This is a genomic window from Enterobacter cloacae complex sp. SHL020, assembly GCF_049236945.1.
Lineage (GTDB): Bacteria > Pseudomonadota > Gammaproteobacteria > Enterobacterales > Enterobacteriaceae > Enterobacter > Enterobacter dykesii.
On record NZ_JBMKJF010000004.1, the window covers coordinates 328915 to 349012 of the forward strand.

The following is a 20098-nucleotide window of genomic DNA, read 5'->3' on the forward strand; positions in this document are numbered from 1 at the left end:
TAAGGCTACCTTGCTACAGCAAGCTTTTGACGTAGGCGTCAATGTCGCTGATGTATTTTTCAATGCCAGAGGCATCTTTCTCACGAATTAGATGTTCCAGCGTTTCACATAACTGCTTGCCGGGAACCAGATTAAGCATGGCAAACACCCCTTTAAGCCGGTGTGCTGTCTGTGCCAGCGCTGCAAAATCATTCGCAGCGGACTCAGTATACAACCGCTTAACATCATCTGGTACTGTATCAACAAAGAGTGAATAGTATCCGCTGGCGTGAAGCTCGGCATTTTCATTGCCGCCTAACGGTGACTCCGTTATCTCTTCTTGCGCCAGCTGCTCTTCTATTAGTTGTAGTACAGCTTCCTGCATCGCATTGCTTATATTAAAGTTGACGCGCAGCTGGCCAGGGCCGATTTTCCGCACGCCTGACTCATCATCGCTTAAAAGCAAGCCGGAGGCAGTAAGATTAGACGGATTATCAGTTAAAAACAGATCAAATTCTTGACTTGCAAGTCTTTCATCCGGCGTGATGCAGGCCGCTCCCCAGTTTTCTAACTGACGAACGACAATATTGCGGATCTCGTTCGAGGTCACATCGACCATCACCACCACATCATCCAGCAGACGTTCCTCATCTTCTTCCTGCGGATTGGCCGCCATTTTCACATGCAGAGAATAGCGTGTGCCGAGGGATTCACGGGCTTTGATATTCAGGTGGCCGCCGAGCTTACGCGCCAGCTGATCGCACAGCCAGAAGGTCAGGGCATTGGCCTTGCCGTAGCGATCGCTCTGCGTGTCATTCAGGAACGGGAAGTGCAGATTATCAATTTCACTCGTTGTGACGCCTTCCCCGGTGTCCAGGATGCGGAACGTCAGACGGTCTTCTGCCGACTCCTCGGTGCTGACTTCAAGGGTGATCTTGCCGATCTGCGTGGTGGTTACGGCGTACTGAATAATCATCAGCAGAATGCGGCGCAGCGCTTCGCGATCGCCGTGGCGTTCGTCATTCGCAGGGAGATTGTTATTGATCAGCAGCTGCAGCCCTTTGCGCTTGATGACGGGCAGCACTTCCGGCACCACTTCATCGATCAGATCCTGAATGGAGAAGAGGGCAGGCGTTCCCTTCCAGAAATCATTCTCCAGCATGTTCGCCAACTGGATCTCATCAACCATTCTGACCAGCGAATCGGCCTGGCAGGCAAGCTGGTGGCTTTCAGAGGTGTTTAGCGCCGCCGCCTGGGTCGCCAGCGTTTTTAACGGCTGCTTGAAGGCATCGCCAATGTTCTGCATGAATGCGGCGCGCCCCTGCTGGTTTTTCTCATACAGCCTTTGCGCCTGCTTGAGCTTCTTATTGACCAGCACTTCGCGATCCTGATCGCGAATAATGAAGATTTGCGTGCGGGGAGCCACCTGGCTGCGGAACTGACGGATCTCGTACAGTTCATTGTTGATGGTGGCCTGAATCACCCCCTGGTGCTGATCCGCCATGGTGGTGATGTTCTGCAGGTTAAGATGCGGCAGCAGATGGTCGGCAATTTTGTTGCTCATCACCGTACGATTCGCCTCCTGGTCGTGAACCAAGACCCCAAGCGGAAGCACGGAAACAATCTCTTCATTCAGCGCGCGTAATACGCGCAGCTCATTGCTGGTGCCGGCCGGAACCGCAGAGGCGTCGCTCTGACGCCCCGTCTGGAAACGGAAGGTGCTATAGCCAAACAGCGCCAGCGCCAGCAGACCGATATTCAGCAGCAGAGGCAGCAGGATATTTTGCAGGGTGTCGAGCAACAGCGTGCCAAACGGCACCTGCCACACCAGGCGCATACCGGTCGAATTCAGCGATGAGGCAATTTCGATTTTCGAGCCGTTAAAGGAGATCGATACGCTCTCTGCGGCCTCTTTGTCGGACGCCGCACGCATGTTCTGGGTGCTGCTGTCTGGCTCCAGGCGGAAGCTGTCGAGCGGCATATCCGGCGGGATTAAATCATTAATCGGTAAATCGAAGGCCACTACCGTCGCCAGATGTCCGGGCTGGTTGAACGTGGTACGCAGGGTAAAATAATGGCCGTTTTGCCAGGCCAGACGACGCAGAGAAGAGAAACTCTCACGTTCATCAAGGGCGTTCGCCTGCTGCAGCATCTCTGCCCGGCGGGAATCGACGATGCTGCCCACGGTGGTCTCTTTAAACCCGGATGAGAGATCTTTTAACGGCAGCGTTGAGATCAGGATCATGCTGTTGTCCTGACCGTTCAGATAATACATCGACCACGGTACCGTTTCGGCACCCCAGAGGGTATCCAGATAGGTCGAAATACGCTGCGTCATCTCAAGCGTCGCGCTGTCGTGAGAGCCGAAGATAAGAGCCTCGGTCTTACGCTGCGGTTTTTCGAGATAATAGACATCCTGCTTAAGCCGCGTTTCCTGAAGTCCATCCCCGGACGACGAGGTCGGGGCAGCCGCGATATTGTCGTAAATCTGCCAGGTGGCGTAGCGCCAGGTGTCTATGCGCTTGTGCACGGCATGAGTGATATCAACGACCTGATAGCTCTTATCCTTCAGCCAGGCGTTAACCGCGCTTTGTACCATCACCCCCATGGTGACTAACAGCACAACGATCAAAAGAAGAAAGAAACGGGTGATGCTCCCGGGGAGAAGGGAGAATTTGCTCGGGGCGGTAGTTTCAGTCTGACTCATTGATATCTTTAACCCGTTATGGTCGTGCTCTGTGGCGATAGGGCAGTATAAAGGGTAATAACTGAATTTCCAGCGCGACTGTCCGGGAAGAGGCGACTTTTTCTCCGAGCAATATCGGCGGCGGGGAGTACAGAAAACATGTACAAACTCGCCATGCGCGTACAAATAATCGACCCACGCCGTCAATAAATAGCACGAATTAACAAGAAATTAAGTTTTGTCCCAATTTTTGGACTACGAAGGATATCCGACGAGAATTTAGTTAATAGTCGTTACAATTACGGTGCGGTAGCACAAAAAAAGAGAAGTTACGTAAAGAAAGGTAAAAAAAAACCGAATGCGAAGCATCCGGTTCAATTAGGGATAAACAGACATTCAAAACTGAATGACGGTAATAAATAAAGTTAATGATGATAGCGAGAGTTATTTTAGAGATTAGCTGCGTTCTTGTTTTGTCATTCAGTGCTGTAACGGATTTTATTGTAACTTACTGATATTTATGGGGTGATTTTTCAGTTTGATTATAAGTGCTAATTTTCTAAGCTATTTGTGCTTTGTAAAAGTTCCTTGATATTTACATTTTGAAACATGTTGGTAGATAAATGAAACATCTTCAAAGTTTTCGTATCATATTCGCATTGGATTATTCTGTAATTTTGAGGAGAATGAAATTGCCGACTGGTTAATGAGGGTTAACCAGTAAGCAGTGGCAATTATAAGGCATATAACAGAGGGTTAATAAAATGAAAGTTAAAGTACTGTCCCTCCTGGTACCAGCACTCCTGGTGGCAGGCGCAGCAAATGCGGCCGAAATTTATAACAAAGATGGCAACAAATTAGATCTGTACGGCAAAGTCGATGGTCTGCACTATTTCTCTGACGACAAGGGTGCCGACGGCGACCAGACCTACATGCGTCTTGGCTTCAAAGGCGAAACTCAGGTTAACGATCAGCTGACCGGTTACGGCCAGTGGGAATACCAGATCCAGGGCAACACCTCCGAAAGCGAAAACGATGCCTGGACGCGTGTGGCGTTTGCGGGTCTGAAATTCGGTGACGCGGGTTCTTTCGATTATGGTCGTAACTACGGCGTAATCTACGACGTAACCTCCTGGACCGACGTTCTGCCAGAATTTGGCGGCGATACCTACGGCGCAGACAACTTCCTGCAGTCCCGTGCTAACGGCGTAGCGACCTACCGTAACCAGGACTTCTTCGGTCTGGTGGATGGTCTGAACTTTGCCCTGCAGTATCAGGGTAAAAACGGCAGCGTAAGCGGTGAAAACGTCGGTGGCCGTAGCCTGCTGAAACAGAACGGCGACGGCTACGGTGCATCCGTGACCTATAATCTGGGTGAAGGTTTCAGCGTGGGCGGCGCAATGTCCTCCTCCAAACGTACCGCCGATCAGAACGGCGCAAGCGTTTACGGTCATGGCGATAACGCAGAAGTCTATTCTGGCGGCCTGAAATACGATGCCAACAACATCTATCTGGCAGCGCAGTACTCTCAGACCTACAACGCAACCCGTTTCGGTACCTCTAACGGCAGCAGCCCAACTACCGCTTACGGCTTCGCTAACAAAGCGCAGAACTTCGAAGTGGTTGCTCAGTACCAGTTCGACTTCGGCCTGCGTCCATCCGTGGCTTACCTGCAGTCTAAAGGGAAAGACATCGAAGGTTACGGCGATCAGGATCTGCTGAAATATGTTGATGTGGGTGCGACTTACTACTTCAACAAAAACATGTCCACCTACGTGGATTACAAAATCAACCTGGTTGATGAAAATGAATTCACCCGTCAGGCGGGTATCGGTACTGACGATATCGTCGCGCTGGGCCTGGTTTACCAGTTCTAATCGCTTTATCGTGTGACGTAAGGGGCCTGATGGCCCCTTTTTTGTGCTTCCCGGATTCTCACTACTCACCCGTTTTGGTGTACTCTTGCCGCCCTGGCATGAGGATAATAATGAATGGACATGACTTTTTTACGCGCCAGCTTTCTGGCTATGCTTTTTTTCCTGACCGCGTGTAACGATCCCACACCCGTGGCGAAAACCGACGCACCCGCCGCGACGGTGCTAGAAGGCAAAACGATGGGCACCTTCTGGCGCGTCAGCGTGATGAATCTCGATAAAACACGCACGGATGAGCTTCGCGGCAAAATCCAGGCGCAGCTGGACGCCGACGATCAGCTGCTCTCAACCTATAAAAATGACTCGGCGCTGATGCGCTTTAACCTCTCCACCAGCACCTCCCTGTGGCCGGTGAGCGAGGCGATGGCCGATATCGTGACCGAATCCATACGCGTGGGTTACAAAACCAACGGGGCGATGGATGTGACCGTCGGCCCTCTGGTGAACCTCTGGGGATTTGGCCCGAATAAACAGCCGGTGAAGACGCCCGAACAGGCTGCCATTGATGACGCCCGCGCCCGGACGGGGCTGCAGCATCTGACGGTGATCAATCAGTACGGGCAACAGTACCTGCAAAAAGATATCCCCGATCTGTTTGTCGATCTGTCGACGGTAGGGGAAGGCTATGCGGCGGATCATCTTGCTGCACTGATGGCGCAAGAAGGCATTTCACGTTATCTGGTCTCGGTGGGCGGCGCGTTGGTCAGCCGGGGCATGAACGCCAGCGATAAGCCGTGGCGCGTAGCGATTCAAAAGCCGACCGATCGGCAAAATGCCGTGCAGGCGATAGTGGATATCAACGGACATGGCATCAGTACTTCCGGAAGCTACCGTAACTATTACGAGCTTGACGGGAAGCGTATTTCGCACGTGATTGATCCGCAGACCGGGCGTCCTATCACGCATAACCTGGTCTCGGTGACGGTCATCGCCCCCACCGCGCTGGAAGCGGATGCCTGGGATACCGGATTAATGGTTCTTGGCCCGGAAAAAGCCAAAGAGGTGGTCCGTCAGGAAGGGCTGGCGGTTTATATGATCGTTAAAGAGGGCGACGGGTTTAAAACCTGGAGCTCGCCGCAGTTCAACAGTTTCCTGGTCAGCGACAAAAATTAAAAAGCAAGGTTGCGGGTTTTTTATCACTGGCGCTCAGGCACGCTCTAGGTATGCTTACATGAGGAGCCGATAATGAGAAACCCGACCTTTACTACCGATGAGGATCGCTGGCAGGCCGTGCTGGCCCGCGATCCGCGCGCTGACGAGCGGTTTGTCTTCGCCGTGCAGACCACGGGGATTTTCTGCCGCCCGTCATGCCGCGCCCGCCACGCGCTGCGTAAAAACGTCCGCTTTTATCCCGATGCCCACCACGCCGTTCAGGCAGGATTTCGCCCGTGCAAGCGCTGCATGCCGGACAAACGCGATCCCCAAGAGCAGAAGCTGGCAAAAGTGGAACACGCCTGCCGGCTTCTGGAGCAGGATCCTGCGTTAACCCTGGAGAGGCTGGCGCAGCAGGTGGCCATGAGTCCTTTCCATTTCCACCGCCTGTTTAAGTCCGTGACCGGCATGACGCCAAAAGCCTGGCAGCAGGCGGCGCGAGGCCAGCGCCTACGCACCGCGCTTGCGCAGGGTGACAAAATTACCGACGCCGTGCTGGCGGCGGGGTTTCCCGACAGCAGCAGCTATTATCGTAAAGCCAACGACGCGTTGGGCATGACGGCGAAGCAGTACCGCAAAGGGGATGTGGCCGTGCGATATGCCATTAGCGACTCTTCGTTAGGACGCTGTCTGGTGGCAGAAAGCGAGCGGGGGATCTGCGCGATTCTGCTGGGTGACACAGATGCTGAATTAACCGCAGAACTTGCTACGCAATTTCCAAAAGCCACGCACGCGCCGCTGGACGACGCCTTTGTGCAGCGGATCCACCATGTGATTGCCAGTATTGATAACCGCGACGTGCCGCTTGCGCTGCCGCTGGATATTCGCGGAACCGCGTTCCAGCAGCGCGTCTGGCAGGCTCTTCGCAACATTCCCTGCGGCGAAACGGCAAGTTACCAGCAGGTGGCGCAGGCGATTGGCCAGCCCAGTGCGGTACGCGCCGTTGCCGGAGCCTGTGCTGCAAACACGCTGGCGATTGTGATCCCCTGTCATCGGGTGGTTCGTAACGACGGCGCGCTGTCGGGTTACCGTTGGGGGACGGCGCGAAAAGCGCTATTACTGAAACGTGAGGCGAAACGCCAGGAGGGATAATGCTCGATCTTTTTGCGGATGCTGAACCCTGGCAGGAGCCGCTTGCGCCGGGGGCGGTGATCCTGCGCCGCTTTGCACTCTCCCGTGCGGCGGCGCTGCTGGCCGGTATTGACGAGGTGACGGCGGTTTCGCCGTTTCGCCATATGGTGACGCCGGGCGGCTACACCATGTCGGTGGCCATGGCCAACTGCGGGGAATTGGGCTGGGCGACGAACGAGCGGGGCTATCTGTATGCCCAGAACGATCCCGCGACCGGCCAGCCGTGGCCACCCATGCCCGCGGTCTTTCAGGCTCTCTGTCACGAGGCCGCCGTGGCAGCGCAGTATCCTGATTTCCGGCCGGATGCCTGCCTGATTAACCGCTACGCCGTCGGTGCGAAGCTCTCGCTGCATCAGGACAAGGATGAACCCGATCTGCGCGCGCCTATCGTCTCGGTATCGTTAGGTCTGCCCGCCGTCTTCCAGTTTGGGGGATTACGTCGCAACGACCCGCTCAAGCGCATCATGCTGGAACATGGCGATGTGGTGGTGTGGGGCAGGGAGTCGCGGCTTTACTATCACGGCATTCAGCCGCTCAAGCCTGGGGTTCACCCGCTCACGGGCGAGTACCGTTTCAACCTGACCTTCCGTCAGGCGGGGCACAGTAAACTAAAATAAGAATTATTCTTGATGTACACGCAGGGCAGTTTACACTGCTGGCTGATTTTTATTGTCCGGATTGCCTGCATGCAACTACTTCTCCTCGTCTGGCGTCAATATCGCTGGCCCTTCATCGCAGTAATGGCGTTAAGCCTTGCCAGCGCCGCGCTGGGGATTGGCCTGATCGCGTTTATTAACGTGCGGTTGATTGAAATGGCCGACACTTCGCTCACCGTTCTGCCGGAGTTTCTCGGCCTGCTGCTCCTGTTGATGGCGGTGACGCTCGGTTCCCAGCTGGCGCTGACCGCGCTCGGGCACCATTTCGTTTTCCGTTTGCGCAGTGAGTTTATCAAGCGGATCCTGGACACCCAGGTTGAGCGCGTTGAGCAGCTCGGCAGCGCTTCCCTGCTGGCGGGGCTGACCAGCGACGTGCGCGCCATTACCATCGCTTTCGTGCGTCTGCCGGAGCTGGTGCAGGGGATCATTCTGACCTTTGGTTCGGCGGCCTATCTCGCCTGGCTCTCCAGCAAAATGCTGGCGGTGACCGCCCTGTGGATTGCGATCACCATCTGGGGCGGCTTTATGCTGGTGTCGCGCGTCTATAAACACATGGCGGTGCTGCGCGAGACCGAAGATAAGCTTTATAACGATTACCAGACGGTGCTGGAAGGGCGCAAAGAGCTCACCCTGAATCGCGAGCGCGCCGAGCATATCTTTAATCATCTCTATATCCCGGACGCGCGCGAATACCGTCATCACATCATTCGCGCCGATACCTTCCACCTGAGCGCGGTTAACTGGTCAAACATTATGATGCTGGGGGCGATTGGCCTGGTATTCTGGATGGCGAACAGCCTGGGCTGGGCGGACACCAACGTAGCGGCAACCTACTCGCTGACGCTGCTGTTTTTGCGTACGCCGCTGCTCTCGGCGGTCGGTGCGTTGCCCACCCTGCTGAGTGCGCAGGTGGCATTTAATAAGCTCAAAAAATTCGATCTCGCGCCGTTTAAAGCTGAATTCCCGCGCCCGCAGGCCTTCCCGAACTGGCAGACGCTGGAGCTGCGTAACGTCACGTTCCGCTATCAGGACAGCGCCTTCTCCGTGGGGCCGGTCAACCTGACGATCCGCCGCGGTGAACTGCTGTTCCTCATCGGCGGCAACGGCAGCGGGAAATCTACGCTGGCGATGCTGCTGACCGGGCTCTATCAGCCGCAGTCGGGCGAGATTTTGCTGGACGGCAAGGCGCTGAGCGCGGAGAAGCCCGAGGATTACCGCAAGCTTTTCTCGGCGGTGTTTACCGACGTCTGGCTGTTCGATCGGCTGCTGGGGCCGGAAGGGCAACAGGCCAATCCTGCGCTGGTGGAAAAATGGCTGGCGCAGCTGCAGATGTCGCACAAGCTGGAGTTACAGGACGGGAAGATCCTCAACCTGAAGCTTTCCAAAGGGCAGAAAAAGCGCGTGGCGCTGCTGCTGGCGCTGGCGGAAGAGCGGGACATCATCCTGCTGGACGAGTGGGCTGCCGACCAGGACCCGCATTTCCGCCGCGAGTTTTATCAGGTGCTGCTGCCGCTGATGCAGGAGATGGGCAAAACCATTTTCGCCATCAGCCACGACGATCACTACTTTATTCATGCTGACCGCCTGCTGGAGATGCGCGACGGCAAGCTGAGCGAGCTGACCGGTGAAGAGCGCGATGCGGCCTCGCGTGACGCGGTAGCGCGTACGGCCTGAAGCCCTTACCCTGACCCTCTCCCACAGGGAGAGGGGAGAGATCGTGGCCGTAATGCCGCTTTTTTCTCCATCCCGCCCCGTTGTTTATTCTTATTTACATATCCCCGCGCTATGCTTAATGCCAACTCATTTAATGGATTTATGATTGATGTCGGTATTAAAGAAAAACAGCGCCAGACAGCGTGACCAGGAGCGTGCGCGACTTATCTGGCTTCTCACGACCGATAAAGCGGTCACCTCTGCGTTATTAGGCAAACTGACCCTGGCTGAGCAATATGATGTCGGCACCTTAGCCGACGATATTGCTGAGGTAGGTGCGCTGGTTGCTCATTTACCCCCGCCGGATCTGGCGGATACTCTCGAAGCGCTTCCCTCGGAAGAACGTCACGCCCTGTGGCGTCTGGTGCAGGATCACGAGCGCGGGCAGGTGCTGCTTGAGGCCTCCGAAAACGTCTGGGACGACCTGATCGACGAGATGAGCGACCGGGATATTCTCGACGCTCTGCAAACCCTGGATATCGACGAGCAGATTTACCTCGTTCAGCACCTGCCGCGAAACCTGACCGGTCGCCTGCTGGCGTCACTGCCTGCGGAGGAGCGGGCGCGCGTGCGTCAGGTGATGCATTACGAGAAAAACAGCGTCGGCGCGATCATGGAGTTCGGCGTTATCACGGTGCGACCGGACGTGACGCTCGGCACCGTGCAGCGCTACCTGCGTCGCCTGGGCAAGATGCCGGACAACACCGATAAACTGTTTGTCACCTCCCGGGATAAAACCCTGCTTGGCGAACTGGAGCTGAAAACTATCCTGCTCAACAGCACCCAGCGAAAGGTGAGCGAGGTGATGGAAAACGAGCCGATGGTCTTCTCCCCTGAAGACGATGCGGAGAAAGCGGCGCGTACCTTCGAACGTGACGACCTGGTGAGTGCCGCCGTCGTGGATTCCGTCGGCAAACTGATGGGGCGTCTGACCATCGATGAGATCGTTGATGTGGTCTACGAAGAAACCGATAACGACCTGCGTGCGCTCGGGGGGATCAGCGCGGAAGATGACGTCCATGCCTCCGTCGGCAAGGCGGTGAAAACACGCTGGGCGTGGCTGGCCATTAACCTGTGCACCGCGTTTATCGCCTCCCGGGTGATTGACGGTTTTGAACACACCATTTCACAGCTGGTGGCGCTGGCCTCGCTGATGCCGATTGTCGCAGGGATTGGTGGTAACACCGGAAACCAGACTATAACCATGATCGTTCGCGCCCTTGCGCTGGAAAATATTCAGCCCGGTAACTTTTCGTGGCTGATTTTCAGAGAGATGGGCGTCGCGCTCATCAACGGCCTGGTGTGGGGCGGGATTATGGGCGGCATCACCTGGTGGCTGTACGACGATATGGCCCTGGGCGGCGTGATGATGCTGGCGATGGTGCTGAACCTGCTGGTAGCGTCGATAATGGGCGTCATTATCCCTCTGACGATGACCAAACTGGGGCGCGACCCCGCGGTGGGGTCGAGCGTGATGATTACCGCCATCACCGATACCGGTGGTTTCTTTATTTTTCTTGGGCTGGCGACGATTTTCCTTCTGTAGCCCGACGCTTAATGCGGGCGGGAAGCAGTGCCATGACGATAATCCCGCCCAGCACGCCAATCGCCAGATTGCCGGTTGATACCGTGGCGGCTACGGTGACCAGCATGACGACCGTTTCTGCTATCGGGGCCGTTTTCAGCGTGGCCGGCTGAAGGCTGTGCCAGCTGAAGGTTTTGACGGCGACAATCGCCATAATACCCGCCAGCACCGCCATCGGGATGTTGGCCATCACGTCGCTGAGCGCCGTCACCAGGATCAGTAGCACAATGCCCGCCGCAAAGGTTGAAATGCGGCTTCGACCTTTCCCCATCTCCACGTTGACGATGGTTTGTCCGATCATCGCGCAGCCTGCAATACCACCATAAAATCCGGCCAGAATATTGCCGACGCCTAATCCAATGCTTTCGCGGCGTTTACCTGACGGTGTCGAGGTCAGCTCATCCACCAGCTTTGCCGTCAGCAGGGATTCCAGCAGGCCGACAAACGCGATGCTCAGCGCGCACGGCCAGATAATGCTCAGCGTCTGCACATTGAGCGGGACCAACAGCTCGGTAAGCCCCGGCAAACCTCCGCTCATGGAGCCTTCATCGCCCACGGTCGGCAGGATTTGGCCGGTTGAAACGGTGAACAAGGTTAACAGCACAATCGCAATCAGCGGGGAAGGGATGCTTTTGATATAGCGCGGCACCCACAGCACGATCAGCAGCGTCAGCACGAACAGGCCCACAATCAGCGGGCTTCGGCTCCAGAAATGCGGCACCTGAGCGAAGAAGATCAAAATGCCCAGGGCGTTAACAAACCCGGTCATGACCGACTGGGGAATAAAGCGCATCAGCCTTGCCATGCCCAGTACGCCAAACAGAATCTGAATTACGCCCGCCATCAGCACGGCGGGAAGAATGTACTGTACGCCGTGCTGATGCACCATCGGGCCAATGACCAGCGCCACGGAGCCGGCCGCTGCCGTGACCATCGCCGGACGGCCCCCGAGTACAGAAAGGGCAAGACACAGCACCACGGAGGCGATCAGGCTGACCTTCGGGTCAACGCCCGCCACCACCGAAAATGAGATGACTTCGGGGATCAGCGCCAGGGCGGTGATCACCCCTGCCAGCGTTTCACGCGTCAGCAGCTTAGGGGAACGCAGCACGTTGGCTACGCGGTCTTCGGGGGATACAGCAGAATGGGGTAGGGACATAACAGTTCGCTGGTTAGGGCAGGCTTCCGTGCGCGCGATCACAAAACGCCACATACTAGCCAGTAAAACCGCGCTTTACCAGACGCATCGCTAATTCCTCACAAACAATCCATCATTAAATTTCACAATTACAATAATTTCGTAACCTTTAAACAATATTTAAAAGTTGTTACCGTGCCCCCGCAGCTTTTTTCACCTGCAATTTCCACGCATTAAGCACTTTTACACTAAGGCATAAATTATGAAAAAAATGACTGCCATGCTCTTTTCTCTGGCCGTGGGGCTTAACACCGTCTCCATGGCGGCGAAAGCTGACGCACCAAAAGAGCAGGAAACGGACGTCCTTTTAATTGGTGGCGGTATCATGAGCGCCACGCTGGGAACCTATCTGCAAGAACTGCAGCCGGACTGGTCTATGACCATGGTCGAGCGCCTTGATGGCGTCGCGCAGGAGAGTTCGAACGGCTGGAATAACGCCGGTACCGGCCATTCGGCACTCATGGAACTGAACTATACGCCGCAGAAAAAGGACGGTTCCATTAGTATCGAGAAGGCGGTCGAGATCAACGAAGCATTCCAGGTTTCTCGCCAGTTCTGGTCTCACCAGGTCAACAGCGGCGTGCTGCACGATCCGCACTCGTTTATCAACACCGTGCCGCACATGAGCTTTGTGTGGGGTGAGCAGAACGTTAACTTCCTGCGCGCGCGCTACGCCGCTCTGCAGCAGAGCACGCTGTTCCGCGGGATGAAATACTCTGAAGACCACGCGCAGATTAAAGAGTGGGCTCCGCTGGTCATGGAAGGTCGTGACCCGAACCAGAAAGTGGCGGCGACCCGTACCGAAATTGGTACCGACGTTAACTACGGTGAAATTACCCGTCAGCTGGTGACGTCTCTGAAGAAAAAAGAGAACTTCAACCTGCAGCTCAGCACCGAAGTGCGCGGTTTCAAGCGCAATGCGGACAATAGCTGGAGCGTGACCGTTGCCGATCTGAAAAACAACGAAGCCGAGCACGTCATCAAGGCGAAGTTTGTCTTTATCGGTGCCGGCGGCGCGGCGCTGAAGCTGCTGCAGGAGTCCGGTATTCCGGAAGCTGATGACTACGCGGGCTTCCCGGTGGGCGGACAGTTCCTGGTGTCCGATAACCCGGAAGTGGTGAATCGTCATCTGGCAAAAGTGTACGGTCAGGCTTCCGTTGGCGCACCGCCGATGTCTGTTCCGCACATTGACACCCGTATGCTTGACGGCAAACGCGTGGTGCTGTTTGGACCGTTCGCAACCTTCTCCACTAAATTCCTGAAAAACGGCTCTCTGTGGGATCTGCTCAGCGCCACGACCACCTCTAACGTCAAGCCGATGATGGACGTGGGTCTGGATAACTTCGACCTGGTAAAATACCTGATTAGCCAGGTGATGCTCTCTGACGACGACCGTTTCGAGGCGCTGAAAGAGTACTATCCGCAGGCGAAGAAAGAAGACTGGCGTCTGTGGCAGGCGGGTCAGCGTGTGCAGATCATCAAGCGCGATCCGAAAGAGGGTGGCGTGCTGCGTCTGGGCACCGAAGTGGTGAGCGATAAGGACGGCACCATCGCCGCGCTGCTGGGGGCGTCACCGGGTGCGTCGACCGCTGCGCCAATCATGCTGCACCTGATGGAAAAAGTGTTTAAAGACAAAGTCGCCAGCCCGGAATGGCAGGCTAAGCTGAAAACCATTATTCCATCCTACGGCACGAAGCTAAATGGCAACGTGAGCGCGACGGAGCAGGAGCTGGAATACACCAGCCGCGTACTGCAGCTGCAGTACATCAAACCGCAGGCTGCGGATGCTGCGCCAAAAGCGGAGCTGAAGCCTCAGCCGGAAAACAAACCGGTTGCGGATATCGCGCTGTAAGGTAAAAGCAAAACGGTAACATCCGTTACCGTTTTTAGTGTTTTCTCCCTCTCCCGGTGGGATAGGGTTGGGGTTAGGGCACCAGAGCGCACCCTTTCCGGGTCGGGTAAGGCGAAGCCGCCACCCGACTTATTTTTAACGTAATACCGCTTGTCCGACAGTCTCATCTGCCTTCCACACGCGATACTTCACATCTACGTTTTCAGGCGTATACACCACGATCGGCAGCTTGCTGTTGTAGCGCAACAGACTGTTGTCGCCCAGATACGCCGTTACAAATTTCTTCTCTTTCTTGCCGTCCGGGCAGGCCATCATGGTGGAGACCGGAGAGGTCACTTTGTCAAAGACGTAATAGTCGTAACCCCAGCCTTCCAGGGTTTTACTTTCCAACTGACCGCCCAGACGGTGTTGGTTGCAGTCCACTTCCAGCGTCTTGCCAATTAACAGTTCCACTTTGAAGTTCGCTTCATCCTGCTGAACCGGTAGCTGAATCACCTGACGCTTCATCCCTTTGCCCGCTTTTGGATACGGAGCGACTTTTTCCAGCGGCTGCTCTTTTGGGGGTTCGCTGGCGAAAGCACTGCTGCTGACGCACGCGGCGGCGATGAGGGCGATGGCAAATTTAGGTGCGTTTTTCATTGTCATTCCTTTATGTCAAAACGATCTCGTGCAGGTTAACATATCAACTATGAATGATTGGTGTTATTTACTTACATTTTCAATATTAATAGCGTAATAAACCACGTATTAACCATGTAGGTAGATATTTGTACTGGCATGGAGTCCGGCAGGCGTTTGTGTTATTTTAGACCCTATATATTGTTATTCATCTGTGAAAGGGAAGAGAGATGGTTCGTGCAAAACTGAAAACGCCTGAAGGCCGCAAATTCCTCCTGGCGCTGCTGGTCGTATTTATGATTGCCGCCGCGTGCGTGGGACGGGCCACTATTGTCGGCGTCATCGAACAGTACAACATTCCTCTCTCAGCCTGGACAACAAGCATGTATGTCCTGCAGTCGGCGATGATCTTCGTCTACAGCCTGGTGTTCACCGTTCTGCTGGCCATCCCGCTGGGCATCTTCTTCCTGGGTGGACGTGAGAAGCACTAAGCCTTCACCTCAGATAATGAAGCCAGCCTGCGGGCTGGCTTTTTTATATCAGATGATTTTTATTCGCATTTCCAGGATATTCTGTTTCGAACAAGGTTGTTCGACATAAATCAGGAGATGCGCAATGTTATCGCGGTTTGCAACGCTCAGCCGGATCCCGAAAGGCGTCTGGGTTGTGGGTGGCGTCAGTATGTTGATGGATATCTCTTCGGAAATCATTCACAGCCTGCTGCCGTTGTTTATGGTCACGACGCTGGGTGCCAGCGTGATTTTCATTGGTTTGATTGAAGGACTGGCTGAGGCCACTGCGCTGTTTATTAAAGTGTTCTCCGGCGCAATCAGTGACTATCTGGGCAAGCGTAAAGGGCTGGCGGTTCTGGGCTACGGTCTTGGCGCGTTAAGTAAACCGTTATTCGCTATTGCCTCTTCTTCCGGCATGATCCTTGGGGCACGTTTAATCGACCGTGTCGGGAAGGGGATCCGCGGAGCGCCGCGCGATGCGCTGGTTGCTGACGTTACGCCGCTGGAACTTCGCGGCGCGGCCTTTGGGCTGCGTCAGTTGATGGACACCGTCGGCGCATTTCTCGGGCCGCTGCTGGCCGTAGGATTGATGCTACTGTGGAACGATGATTTCCGCACGATTTTCTGGATTGCGGTGATCCCCGGTGTGCTCGCCGTGGCGCTGCTTTTCTTCGGCCTTCATGAGCCGAAAACGCCCGTCGAACATAAACGCACGAACCCCATCAAAAAAGAGAACCTACAGCGTCTCGGGAAAGGCTGCTGGTGGGTCATTGGCCTGGGGGCCATCTTTACGCTCGCACGTTTCAGTGAAGCTTTTCTTGTCCTTCGCGCTCAGCAGTCGGGTGTGCCGCTGGCGCTGATCCCGCTGGTGATGGTTGCCATGAATCTGCTCTATTTCCTCTCAGCCTATCCGTTTGGCAAGTTATCGGACGTGATGAGCCACACCCGATTATTGCAGTGGGGGCTGGTGGTGCTGATTGGAGCGGACATTGTGCTGGCGCTGAGCACCCACTGGGCGGGCATTATTTTAGGCGTTGCGCTTTGGGGGATACATATGGGCATGACCCAGGGGCTGCTGGCGGCAATGATCGCTAAAACCGCACCGCCCGATCTGCGCGGTACGGCTTTCGGTATTTTTAGTCTGGTAAGCGGCGTGGGATTGTTAATCGCCAGTGTGGGAGCCGGCGCGATATGGGAAACGTTTGGCGCGGAATATACGTTTTATGCCGGAGCGGTGATTTGTCTGGCTACGCTTGTGTATCTGCGCAAAACGCCGGACGAAGCGAAATAAAAAACCAGCCATCAGGCTGGTTTTCAATGTGTTTTTGGTCGGCACGAGAGGATTTGAACCTCCGACCCCCGACACCCCATGACGGTGCGCTACCAGGCTGCGCTACGTGCCGACGCATAAAAAGAATACTACTCGATTCCGTTTTGAATGCAAGGGAATCCGTCGCTAACTGGTTTATTATTAATCAGTTAGCGATGAAACGCTTCTCATCCGTCAGGACCTGCAGCAGCAGGCTCAGCTGCGGTTTCTGAGCTTTCAACCGTTCGCCCTGCAGATTATACGTCTGATAATTCCCGTTGCTGTTCAGCACCAGCGTCAGCTTCGGCGTGGTGACTACCAGCGTATTATTCCCCGCCGCCGTCACCCAGCTGTGGCGGCGCGCGGCGCTGAAGAGATCCTGCCCCTGCGAATACTCGTTTGCTGGCGTGCTGACGTGCAGCAGGCGTTGCATCAGGGTTGTCATCACATCTTTATGCTCGGTGAGCATATTGATGCGCTGCGCCGGTGTGCCTGGCCAGTGGATCACCAGCGGAACCTGCAGATTCGGGCGAGACCAGCTCATACTCTTCGTCTCGTCACCTAAAGGCACGCCATGGCCCGCGGTCACGATCACCACGGTATTGTCCAGCTTGCCCGACTCGCGAAGCGCATCAAGCACGCGGCCTATCTGAGCATCAACATCGCCAGCCGCGCGACCGTAGCGGCGCGCAAAGTCACTCTTATTGCTGTCAGCAAGCGTTGTGCCGTTAAAGGCAACCCATGAGAACCAGCGGTTATCTTCCTGGGCGTAGCGCTGCAGCCAGTTTATCCATTGGCTGGCGGTCTGCGCGTCGGACTGTTTTTGCGCCGTCGGCAGTGAGAAATCGGACAGCAGCGCCTGGCGGTAGAGCGGGCTGTTAAAGCCATCGGAGGAGAACAACCCTAGCTGATAGCCTTGCTGATTCAGCCCGGTGATCAGCGCCGCAGGCGTGCGGGTAGACAGTACGCCGTCCATGTAGCCGGCTGAAATGCCATAGAACAGGCCAAAGATACCCGCGTCGGTTGTGTTACCGGAGCTCATATGCTGAGTGAACGAGACGTTCTGACTCGCGAAAGCGGCCAGCGCAGGCATCTGCTTCTCGAAGCGGGAATAGTTCAGGCCATCGACGGTGATCAGCAGGACGTTTTGCCCGCGTCCCATATCGCGGTAGTTCAGGTCGCTCAGAGGATACTGCACGCTGACGGCTTCCGGATTACCCTGCTCGATGAGACGGCGCTGGTACTCCTGCGCATCAAGCAGGCCGTGTTTCTCGAGGAAGCGACGGGCCGTCATCGGATATGAGAGCGGCAGGTTCGCACGCTGCATGGTAATCGGGCGATAGAAGTTCGCATCCGCCCAGATATACATGATGTGCGAACTGATAAAGGAGACGAAAAAGAGCGCGGCGACGGGCTTCGCATAATGGCGTCGCCGGGTCAGGCTGCGGAGCTTTTGCCAGCTCCAGGTAGCGAACAGCATCTCAATCAACAGGATCACCGGGACGCTGATAAACATCAGCTGCCAGTCGCGGGCCGTTTCGTTCTGGTCGGGGTTAATCACCAGTTCCCAGACGATGGGGTTGAGATGCAGGTGGAAGCGGGTGAACACTTCACTGTCGATAAGCAGCAGCGTCATCCCCACCGTCGCAAGGATGGCGGACAAGAATCGCATCAGACGCTGCGACATGACGATAAACGTCAGGGGGAACAGGATCAGCAGATAGGTGGCGAAAACCAAAAAGCTAAAGTGACCGACAACGCTTATCCAGGAGTAAATACGCCCGGTTAGCGTTGTTGGCCAGTCTGCGACAAACAGATAACGACAGCCAATGACCGTCGCCAGCAGAATGTTGAACAGGGCAAACCAGTGCCCCCAGCTGACCATCTGGGAGACTTTTTCACGGTAGCGCTGACGATTCGTCACCATAAACTGTTGTTCGTATCCCTTAATGGGCCGGGTCGTTGCTGACGGACGACTGTAAAGCCTGGGCGAAAGATTTTGCGATCGCCTGACGCTGAGCCGGAGCAACGCTGGTGTTAATCAGGTTGGTGACCATATTTCCCAAAACCATCAGGGAGAGATCGGTCGGCGTTTTATGTTTTTCCAGTACGTTGACCAGCTCACTGAGCAGTTGTTCAACGTGTTCATCACTGTAGCGGGAATGTTGTGGCATAAATCAAAATCAGTTTGTTGATGAAAGGGCAACATATTACCGTAGCAACAGCTTTTTTTCCCCTTTTTTATCTGTTGTTGCACACATGTCCTGGTGGTGGTTGAATACCGCCCGGTCTAAAAGGAGAGTTTATCATGAGTCTGGAAATCAACCAGATTGCCTTGCACCAGCTTATCAAGCGTGATGAGCAAACCCTTGAAGTGGTGCTGCGCGATTCGTTACTGGAACCCACGGCGACCGTGGTGGAGATGATGGCAGAGCTGCATCGCGTCTACAGCGCCAAAAATAAAGCCTATGGTCTGTTCAGCGAAGAGAGTGAACTGGCCGATAGCCTGCGCCTGCAGCGTCAGGGCGAAGAGGATTTCCTGGCGTTTAGCCGTGCCGCAACCGGGCGTCTGCGCGACGAGCTGGCGAAATATCCGTTCGCCGACGGCGGGATCGTGCTGTTCTGCCACTATCGCTACCTGGCGGTAGAGTATCTGCTGGTTACCGTGCTGAATAACTTAAGCAGCATGCGCGTGAACGAGCAGCTGGATATCAGCTCAACGCATTATCTGGATATCAACCATGCGGATATCGTGGCGCGTATTGATTTGACCGAATGGGAAACCAACCCGGAGTCGACCCGCTACCTGACTTTCCTGAAGGGGCGCGTGGGCCGCAAAGTGGCGGATTTCTTTATGGATTTCCTCGGTGCCAGCGAAGGTCTTAACGCCAAGGCGCAGAACAAAGGGCTGCTCCAGGCGGTTGACGACTTCACGGCTGAAGCGCAGCTCGATAAATCTGAGCGCCAGACCGTGCGTCAGCAGGTCTACAGCTACTGCAACGAACAGCTGCAGGCAGGGGAGGAGATTGAGCTGGAGTCCCTGTCAAAAGAGCTGGCGGGCGTCAGCGAAGTCAGCTTCCAGGAATTCACCGCGGAGAAAGGCTATGAGCTTGAAGAGAGCTTCCCGGCCGATCGCAGCACGCTGCGTCAGTTGACCAAGTTTGCCGGCAGCGGCGGTGGGTTAACCATCAACTTTGACGCGATGTTGCTGGGTGAACGCATCTTCTGGGATCCGGCCACCGATACGCTGACCATTAAAGGTACGCCGCCGAACCTGCGCGATCAGCTTCAGCGCCGCACCTCGGGTGGGAAATAACAGCCATAAAAAAACCCCGCAGAAGCGGGGTTTTTTTTCGACGAGTTTGCGATTACGCGCGAACGAAGTCGATGTGAGTCAGTTTTGGCTTGAACGCGTGACGCTGAACAGCCTGAACTTTCACTTTTTCTTCTTTACCGCCAACAACGATGGTCAGAACTTCGCTGTAGAATTCAGCTTTGGTCTGCAGGTTCCACAGTTTGTCGTGATCCAGTTCGATTGCAACTGGAGCAGCTTCGCCACCGTAAACGATAGCCGGGAACTTGTTAGCGTTACGCAGGCGGCGGCTCGCACCCTTACCCTGCACATTACGTACTTCTGCTTCGATAGTGAACATTGATTTCTCTCTGTATTTAAAACCCTACTACAGGCGACCCAGCAGCAGGTGAGTGTTCTGCCTCACGGATGTGAAGCGGGCGGCATTTTATACTCAAATGCCCCTCACATCAATGAAAAG

General features: G+C 55.3%; 16 protein-coding genes and 1 tRNA gene. 10 read left to right on the forward strand and 7 right to left on the reverse strand.

From position 1 onward, the window contains the following. Positions 1 to 13: 13 nt before the first annotated feature. Positions 14 to 2686 (reverse strand): phosphotransferase RcsD, encoded by a 2673-nt coding sequence (gene rcsD, locus ACOTZB_RS13105; protein WP_058841535.1) that lies wholly within the window; start codon positions 2684 to 2686, stop codon positions 14 to 16. Between the two features lie 743 nt (positions 2687 to 3429). Between rcsD and ACOTZB_RS13110 the strand changes: the two genes are divergently transcribed. The 6 genes from ACOTZB_RS13110 to mgtE all read left to right on the forward strand — a co-directional run bounded on the left by ACOTZB_RS13110 (position 3430) and on the right by mgtE (position 10797). After that, positions 3430 to 4542: a porin OmpC gene (locus tag ACOTZB_RS13110; protein ID WP_047060579.1), complete on the forward strand. Its 1113-nt coding sequence runs from the start codon at positions 3430 to 3432 to the stop codon at positions 4540 to 4542. 114 nt (positions 4543 to 4656) lie between these two features. Beyond that, positions 4657 to 5712 carry an FAD:protein FMN transferase ApbE gene (gene apbE, locus ACOTZB_RS13115; protein WP_257830706.1) on the forward strand — a complete coding sequence of 352 codons (1056 nt, stop codon included), beginning with the start codon at positions 4657 to 4659 and terminating at the stop codon, positions 5710 to 5712. Positions 5713 to 5784: 72 nt separating this feature from the next. Continuing rightward, the gene (gene ada / locus ACOTZB_RS13120) at positions 5785 to 6843 is read left to right on the forward strand and encodes a bifunctional DNA-binding transcriptional regulator/O6-methylguanine-DNA methyltransferase Ada (protein ID WP_421627336.1); all 1059 of its coding nucleotides are present in this window, start codon (positions 5785 to 5787) and stop codon (positions 6841 to 6843) included. Beyond that, a complete protein-coding gene (gene alkB, locus ACOTZB_RS13125) occupies positions 6843 to 7499 on the forward strand; it encodes a DNA oxidative demethylase AlkB (protein WP_421627337.1) in 657 nt (218 codons plus the stop codon). Before ada ends, alkB begins: the two co-directional genes overlap by 1 nt. 69 nt (positions 7500 to 7568) lie before the next feature. After that, positions 7569 to 9212 (forward strand): multidrug ABC transporter permease/ATP-binding protein, encoded by a 1644-nt coding sequence (locus ACOTZB_RS13130; protein WP_421627338.1) that lies wholly within the window; start codon positions 7569 to 7571, stop codon positions 9210 to 9212. A gap of 148 nt (positions 9213 to 9360) precedes the next feature. After that, positions 9361 to 10797: a magnesium transporter gene (gene mgtE, locus ACOTZB_RS13135; protein ID WP_421627339.1), complete on the forward strand. Its 1437-nt coding sequence runs from the start codon at positions 9361 to 9363 to the stop codon at positions 10795 to 10797. On the opposite strand, the gene ACOTZB_RS13140 is transcribed toward mgtE, so the two are convergent. After that, on the reverse strand, positions 10760 to 12049 hold the full coding sequence (locus tag ACOTZB_RS13140; RefSeq protein ID WP_421627341.1) for a SulP family inorganic anion transporter: 1290 nt from the start codon (positions 12047 to 12049) through the stop codon (positions 10760 to 10762). The genes mgtE and ACOTZB_RS13140 overlap by 38 nt on opposite strands. Before the next feature lie 187 nt (positions 12050 to 12236). Here ACOTZB_RS13140 and mqo point away from each other — a divergent pair, with 187 nt between their 5' ends. After that, positions 12237 to 13886 (forward strand): malate dehydrogenase (quinone), encoded by a 1650-nt coding sequence (gene mqo, locus ACOTZB_RS13145; protein WP_023344564.1) that lies wholly within the window; start codon positions 12237 to 12239, stop codon positions 13884 to 13886. Between the two features lie 135 nt (positions 13887 to 14021). Here the strand turns inward: mqo and eco are convergent, their stop codons facing one another. Further along, a complete protein-coding gene (gene eco, locus ACOTZB_RS13150; protein ID WP_421627342.1) occupies positions 14022 to 14525 on the reverse strand; it encodes a serine protease inhibitor ecotin in 504 nt (167 codons plus the stop codon). A 209-nt stretch (positions 14526 to 14734) separates the two neighbouring features. Between eco and ACOTZB_RS13155 the strand changes: the two genes are divergently transcribed. Continuing rightward, positions 14735 to 14995 carry a DUF2534 family protein gene (locus tag ACOTZB_RS13155; RefSeq protein WP_008500962.1) on the forward strand — a complete coding sequence of 87 codons (261 nt, stop codon included), beginning with the start codon at positions 14735 to 14737 and terminating at the stop codon, positions 14993 to 14995. A gap of 124 nt (positions 14996 to 15119) precedes the next feature. Beyond that, positions 15120 to 16307: an MFS transporter gene (locus tag ACOTZB_RS13160; RefSeq protein ID WP_421627343.1), complete on the forward strand. Its 1188-nt coding sequence runs from the start codon at positions 15120 to 15122 to the stop codon at positions 16305 to 16307. Between the two features lie 35 nt (positions 16308 to 16342). On the opposite strand, the gene ACOTZB_RS13165 is transcribed toward ACOTZB_RS13160, so the two are convergent. The 3 genes from ACOTZB_RS13165 to ACOTZB_RS13175 all read right to left on the reverse strand — a co-directional run bounded on the left by ACOTZB_RS13165 (position 16343) and on the right by ACOTZB_RS13175 (position 18499). Then, positions 16343 to 16419, reverse strand: a tRNA-Pro gene (locus ACOTZB_RS13165). 72 nt (positions 16420 to 16491) lie between these two features. Then, on the reverse strand, positions 16492 to 18252 hold the full coding sequence (gene yejM / locus ACOTZB_RS13170; RefSeq protein WP_421627345.1) for an LPS biosynthesis-modulating metalloenzyme YejM: 1761 nt from the start codon (positions 18250 to 18252) through the stop codon (positions 16492 to 16494). A 19-nt stretch (positions 18253 to 18271) separates the two neighbouring features. After that, positions 18272 to 18499, reverse strand: coding sequence for a YejL family protein (locus tag ACOTZB_RS13175; protein ID WP_008500958.1), 228 nt, complete (start codon positions 18497 to 18499; stop codon positions 18272 to 18274). A gap of 134 nt (positions 18500 to 18633) precedes the next feature. Here ACOTZB_RS13175 and yejK point away from each other — a divergent pair, with 134 nt between their 5' ends. After that, entirely contained in the window at positions 18634 to 19641 is a 1008-nt protein-coding gene (gene yejK / locus ACOTZB_RS13180; protein WP_008500957.1) for a nucleoid-associated protein YejK, read from the forward strand. A gap of 52 nt (positions 19642 to 19693) precedes the next feature. Here the strand turns inward: yejK and rplY are convergent, their stop codons facing one another. Further along, on the reverse strand, positions 19694 to 19978 hold the full coding sequence (gene rplY / locus ACOTZB_RS13185; RefSeq protein WP_023312497.1) for a 50S ribosomal protein L25: 285 nt from the start codon (positions 19976 to 19978) through the stop codon (positions 19694 to 19696). Positions 19979 to 20098: the final 120 nt, after the last annotated feature.

Bases quoted from the DNA above. Each gene is read 5' to 3' on its own strand.
- rcsD (WP_058841535.1), bottom strand. From the start codon at position 2,686: ATGAGTCAGACTGAAACTACCGCCCCGAGCAAATTCTCCCTTCTCCCC.
- ACOTZB_RS13110 (WP_047060579.1), top strand. From the start codon at position 3,430: ATGAAAGTTAAAGTACTGTCCCTCCTGGTACCAGCACTCCTGGTGGCA.
- apbE (WP_257830706.1), top strand. From the start codon at position 4,657: ATGGACATGACTTTTTTACGCGCCAGCTTTCTGGCTATGCTTTTTTTC.
- ada (WP_421627336.1), top strand. From the start codon at position 5,785: ATGAGAAACCCGACCTTTACTACCGATGAGGATCGCTGGCAGGCCGTG.
- alkB (WP_421627337.1), top strand. From the start codon at position 6,843: ATGCTCGATCTTTTTGCGGATGCTGAACCCTGGCAGGAGCCGCTTGCG.
- ACOTZB_RS13130 (WP_421627338.1), top strand. From the start codon at position 7,569: ATGCAACTACTTCTCCTCGTCTGGCGTCAATATCGCTGGCCCTTCATC.
- mgtE (WP_421627339.1), top strand. From the start codon at position 9,361: ATGTCGGTATTAAAGAAAAACAGCGCCAGACAGCGTGACCAGGAGCGT.
- ACOTZB_RS13140 (WP_421627341.1), bottom strand. From the start codon at position 12,049: ATGTGGCGTTTTGTGATCGCGCGCACGGAAGCCTGCCCTAACCAGCGA.
- mqo (WP_023344564.1), top strand. From the start codon at position 12,237: ATGAAAAAAATGACTGCCATGCTCTTTTCTCTGGCCGTGGGGCTTAAC.
- eco (WP_421627342.1), bottom strand. From the start codon at position 14,525: ATGAAAAACGCACCTAAATTTGCCATCGCCCTCATCGCCGCCGCGTGC.
- ACOTZB_RS13155 (WP_008500962.1), top strand. From the start codon at position 14,735: ATGGTTCGTGCAAAACTGAAAACGCCTGAAGGCCGCAAATTCCTCCTG.
- ACOTZB_RS13160 (WP_421627343.1), top strand. From the start codon at position 15,120: ATGTTATCGCGGTTTGCAACGCTCAGCCGGATCCCGAAAGGCGTCTGG.
- yejM (WP_421627345.1), bottom strand. From the start codon at position 18,252: ATGGTGACGAATCGTCAGCGCTACCGTGAAAAAGTCTCCCAGATGGTC.
- ACOTZB_RS13175 (WP_008500958.1), bottom strand. From the start codon at position 18,499: ATGCCACAACATTCCCGCTACAGTGATGAACACGTTGAACAACTGCTC.
- yejK (WP_008500957.1), top strand. From the start codon at position 18,634: ATGAGTCTGGAAATCAACCAGATTGCCTTGCACCAGCTTATCAAGCGT.
- rplY (WP_023312497.1), bottom strand. From the start codon at position 19,978: ATGTTCACTATCGAAGCAGAAGTACGTAATGTGCAGGGTAAGGGTGCG.